A 4,379-nucleotide genomic window follows, 5' to 3' on the forward strand; every position below is an offset into this window, starting at 1 on the left:
CGCGGGTCGGGGGTTCGAATCCCTCCAGGCGTGCCACACGGCGGTTCCACCATAGCGGATCGATGGTGAGTGTAGCTCAACGGTAGAGCACCGGACTGTGGATCCGGGAGTTGTGGGTTCAAATCCCATCACTCACCCCAATGAATACAAGGGCTTAGCCAAACCGGCTAAGCCCTTTGCTTTTTTTCCGGGTATATTCGGGGTATGTCGCCAGACGGGAATCGAATCGCCTATGTGGAAGCTCCCCAGGGGGTCCCGCGGCGCAGGACGGTAACGTGCAAGTCAGGGCCCCGGTGTGGGAGCGCCGTCGAAGGCGCGACCCGGGCCGCAAGGCCCGCAGGAACACGGAATGTTCTTAGCCGCCTAACTGCCAAGCAGCCCAGCCGCCCAGCCGAAGTTACTTTTTCGAAGGGGGCCGGGGCGCCCGGGGGGCGTCCCCCCAACCGCCCACGGTTCGGTCAGGGCGAGAGTCAGGGGGTCCGGTACACCTCCCGTCGGTGTCCCACCCGGACCACGAGAACCACGAGGCGGTCGCCTTCGATACGGCAGACGATACGGTACGGCCCCACGCGATACCTCCAGAACTCCCCAAGCGGTCCTGTCAGTGCGCGGCCGATCGTTCTTGGGTCGGGACGGGTGGCTACGCGCTCGGCCATGAACCGGACGATGCGCCTTTGGGCCTGGCGGTCGAACCCCTTGAGGTCCTTCAGGGCCCCCTCGTCCCACTCAATCCGCCAGCCCAAGCTCCCGCTCCAGTTCCTCCGTGGTCAAGCGGCGGCCGGGGCACTTCAGTCGCTCGGCCGCCGCGAGATAGTCTTCCCGGTCTTCGACCCACTCCTGGAGGGCTTCTACCACGCAGGCCGTTTCGGTTTTTCCGAACTGCGCGGCCAAGGCGGCGAGCCTTCGACGGATCGGTTCGGGAATCTCAATGTTCATCGGGGCGTCTCCTGCCGGATGAGAGAATTCAACGATCCGATCGGGCTGCTCAAATCACGCCAACGCTCCCCCGCGATGGCGCTGTTCCTTTTTCCATTACACCACACGAGCAAGGGGGCGTCGACCAACTCTAACGTTCGCCGGCCCTCTCCATCGCCCGCACGGCGTGCCCCACCCGCGTCCGTGCCCGGGCGGTGAAGATTCTAGCTCCTCGCCCCGCCCCCTTTCCCCCCACCCCCTTGCAAAAATGAGACTTTCTGCTACACAGGACCGCGTCCGCAAGGAGGCCTGCCCTGCGCCCAGTCCGTCCGATTTCCCGCCCTCTCGTCCTCGCCCTCTCGCTCGTCGAGGTCCTATGGGCCGGCTCCGCCCTCGCCGGCATGGGCACCGAAAAGCTCCTCAAACCCGGAGACGCGGCGCCCCGGTTCCGGTTCGCCCGGGTTCCGGACGGGCAGGTCCAGGCCCTCGAAGACCTGGCGGCGGGCCGGCCCGTGCTCGTGGTGTTCTTGCAGACGGCCTGCCGGTCGTGCCTGCGGGAGATGCTCGCGGTCAAGAAACTCCAGGCCGAGACGGAGGGGGCCTTCGCCGTGCTCGGGGTGTTCGTGGACATGAAGGCCCGGGACTTCGAGGGCTACATCCGGGACTACGACCTGCCCTTCCCGTTCACCTGGGACCCGGAGTTCACCCTGGCCAACGCCTTCGGGGTCACCTTCACCCCGGCGAGCTTCCTCCTCTCCCCCGACGGCACGGTGGAGGCCGTGTACCGGGGCTTCACCGTGGGCCTCGAGGAGGCCATGGCCCGCGACCTCGACCGGGTGCTGCGGAAACTCGGGCGGCGCTGAGCCGCCCGGCGCCTACCCCTCCCAGCGCTCCCCCGGCCCCGCGGTTCGGTACCACCGCTCCAGGGCGGCCGCCCCGGGCTCCCCCTCGGCCGGGGCCCAGGGGGCGAAGTCCTTGTCCGAAACCGGCCGGTAGGGGCCCGGCTTGCATTCGAAGAGCACCGTGCCGGGCTCCAGGGCCGCCACCGCGTGCCAGGCGCCGGGCTCGATCTCCACCCCCCGCACCGGCCCTTGGGCCGAGAGTTCCTCCCGCCAGACGACCCTTCCCCCTTCGTCGAACCCCAGCACCGCGGCCCGGCCCGTAAGGGCCAGGAAGAGTTCCCACCGGGGCGGGTGGGTGTGGCGGTGGGGCCGCACGTAGCTCCCCGGCTCCACGGCGTTCAGGAACCGCTGGACCGGGTCCCCGAGGTCGGGGTGCAGGTTGTCGTTGGCCCGGCGGCGCTCCGCCGCCCGGGCCCGGGCCACCAGGGCCCCAAGGCGCGCATCGTCGATTTGTTTCATTGGGAGGCCTCCGTCTCCGGTCTGCGGTCAGCGCTCGTGGGGCCGGGGTGGGCGGCGGTGCGCCTCCGTTCGCCGGGGAACCGGCACGGTTGATCTTCGGGCCTCTTGCGGTAGGATTGTGGATAACTCCATCCCCACCGAGGAGCGAACACCATGTGGGAAAACCTCCAGATCCTTCTCGACCAGGCCGGCACCCGTCCTCCCGAGGAGGAGATCCTTCCCTTCCCAGCCTACCTCGACCTGGTGCGGCGGGAGCCCTGGGTCACCCGGAACATGTTCCAGTTGCTCCACGACATGCTCCTAAGTTCCGGCGTGGAGTACCAGGTCATCCCGGGAAAACCCATCCGGCACCGCTACGCCTTTTTCGAGGACGAGTCCCTGGTGGGGCCGTTTGCCGTGTTCGGCCAGCAGAAGGCCAAGGAGAACCTGGTGGAGCGGATCTCCAATGCGAGCCGGGGCCTCGAGGCGGCCAAGCGGCTCTGGATCCTCCTGGGCCCGCCGGGGGCCGCCAAGTCCCGGTCGATGGACGGCATCAAGACCGCCATGAACGCTTATTCCCGCACCGACGAGGGCAAGACCTACACCCTGCTCCTGCCCACGGTGGACGAGCGGCTCCAGGAGAAGGCCCTCTTCGAGGAGGACGGCATCTGGTATCTGCAGGCCCCGATCTACGAGCGGCCGCTCCAGGTGGTGCCGCCGGCCCTGCGGCCCATGTTCCTGCGGGAACTCAACGACAGCCTCGCCCCGGAGGGCATGGACGCGTTCTTCGAGGCCCACCCCCACTACGACGGGGTATTCCGGGTGGAGATCGACGGGCTCATCTCCCCCTACAGCGACTTCGTGCTCCGGGAATTCATGCGGACCAAGGACCTCACCTTCGGCGGGCTCCTACCCTACCTCAAGGTGCGCCGCATGATCTACGACGCCCGCACCAAGACCGGCATCGGCTCCTACACCCCCCGGGACGAGAAAAGCCAGGAGGCCGGGTCGCTCGTGGGCAACATCGACTACAGCCTGCTCCCGCGGTTCGGGAGCGAGTCGCACCCCCTGGTGCACGACTACAAGGGGGAACTCTGCGTGGGGGCCAACGGGTTCGTGGAGATCCACGAGATCCTCAAGCTCTCCGACCGGTTCCTCTACGAGCTTCTCTTCGCCACCCAGGACCGGTTCTTCAAGCCCGAGGGCCAGCCCCCGATCCCGTTCAACGGGGTGATCATCGGGCACACCAACTTCCACGAGTACAACATGTTCCTCGCCAACGAGGCGTTCGAGGCCCTGCGGTCCCGGACCACATTCATCGAGATGCCCCTGTCGGTCCACTTCAAGGACGAGGAGCGCATCTACGCCTACACCTACGCGAACGACCGCCGGGGCTGGAGCCCCGAGAAGAAGTTCGTGGCCCACACGGCCCCCCACAGCCTGGAGTTCCTGAGCCTGGTGGCCGTGATGACCCGGCTCTATGAGTCGAAGCAGAACCCGAACCTGACGCTCCTGCAGAAGGCCCTGATCTACGCGGGCCGGGCCGACAGCGGGGTCGACAACAACATGGCCCGCACTATCCTCGAGGAGTTCGAGTACGTGCGGCCCTCCGAGGGCACCTTCGGACTCGACCCCCGGTTCATCCAGAACGTGTTCGAGAGTACCGAGCACTTCCAGATCAACGAGTACCAGGCGAACCTCCGGCGGCTCCGGGAGGAGGAGGGGGAGCCGGCGCTGCTGACCTCCATTTCCCTCAGGAACCCCTGCGTCACCCCGCTGGATCTTTACCTGCGCATGGAGAACCAGATCAAGGAGACCTTCGCCTCCAACAAGACGAAGCTCCGGCACTACGTGGAGAAGGTGCTGCCCCAGGCCAAGCGGTGGATCTTCGCCCAGATCGCGAGCGATGTGTACACCGCTGTGCTCCGGGACGAGACCGTGGTGGAGACGACCTGGAAGCGCTACACCGACCACGTGCGGGCTTACGTGCACAACACCACGGTGAAGCACGAGGTGACCCAGGCCGACGTGCAGCCCGACGAGAAGTTCATGCAGGCCATCGAGCAGTACCTGGGCATCCCCGACAAGGAGGTGTTCCGCAAGGAACTCTCCGACGCCATCGCC

General features: G+C 66.9%; 5 protein-coding genes and 1 tRNA gene. 3 read left to right on the top strand and 3 right to left on the bottom strand.

Annotated elements, in window-relative coordinates; all coding sequences use genetic code 11:
* The first annotated feature begins 65 nt into the window (after nucleotides 1–65).
* Nucleotides 66–140: transfer RNA gene (locus tag ACY0I8_RS16610), tRNA-His, on the top strand.
* A 330-nt stretch (nucleotides 141–470) separates the two neighbouring features.
* Here the strand turns inward: ACY0I8_RS16610 and ACY0I8_RS16615 are convergent.
* Nucleotides 471–743 (bottom strand): type II toxin-antitoxin system RelE family toxin, encoded by a 273-nt coding sequence (locus tag ACY0I8_RS16615; RefSeq protein ID WP_459940534.1) that lies wholly within the window; start codon nucleotides 741–743, stop codon nucleotides 471–473.
* Complete coding sequence (gene relB, locus ACY0I8_RS16620) at nucleotides 727–936, bottom strand: type II toxin-antitoxin system RelB family antitoxin (RefSeq protein WP_459940535.1); 210 nt, start codon at nucleotides 934–936, stop codon at nucleotides 727–729. The genes ACY0I8_RS16615 and relB overlap by 17 nt, the downstream gene beginning before the upstream one ends.
* 380 nt (nucleotides 937–1,316) lie before the next feature.
* Between relB and ACY0I8_RS16625 the strand changes: the two genes are divergently transcribed.
* Nucleotides 1,317–1,778 carry a TlpA family protein disulfide reductase gene (locus ACY0I8_RS16625; protein ID WP_461395639.1) on the top strand — a complete coding sequence of 154 codons (462 nt, stop codon included), beginning with the start codon at nucleotides 1,317–1,319 and terminating at the stop codon, nucleotides 1,776–1,778.
* A 12-nt stretch (nucleotides 1,779–1,790) separates the two neighbouring features.
* Here ACY0I8_RS16625 and ACY0I8_RS16630 read toward each other — a convergent pair whose 3' ends face one another.
* On the bottom strand, nucleotides 1,791–2,276 hold the full coding sequence (locus ACY0I8_RS16630; RefSeq protein ID WP_461395640.1) for a WbuC family cupin fold metalloprotein: 486 nt from the start codon (nucleotides 2,274–2,276) through the stop codon (nucleotides 1,791–1,793).
* A gap of 153 nt (nucleotides 2,277–2,429) precedes the next feature.
* Between ACY0I8_RS16630 and ACY0I8_RS16635 the strand changes: the two genes are divergently transcribed.
* Nucleotides 2,430–4,379, top strand: a 1,950-nt coding sequence (locus ACY0I8_RS16635; protein WP_461395641.1) for a hypothetical protein, incomplete at its 3' end; no start/stop codon positions are given.

The organism is Deferrisoma sp. (assembly GCF_054681715.1).

What these genes read in the sequence shown, in the direction of transcription:
- relB (WP_459940535.1), bottom strand. Translation starts at nt 936, where the DNA reads ATGAACATTGAGATTCCCGAACCGATCCGTCGAAGGCTCGCCGCCTTG.
- ACY0I8_RS16630 (WP_461395640.1), bottom strand. Translation starts at nt 2,276, where the DNA reads ATGAAACAAATCGACGATGCGCGCCTTGGGGCCCTGGTGGCCCGGGCC.
- ACY0I8_RS16625 (WP_461395639.1), top strand. Translation starts at nt 1,317, where the DNA reads ATGGGCACCGAAAAGCTCCTCAAACCCGGAGACGCGGCGCCCCGGTTC.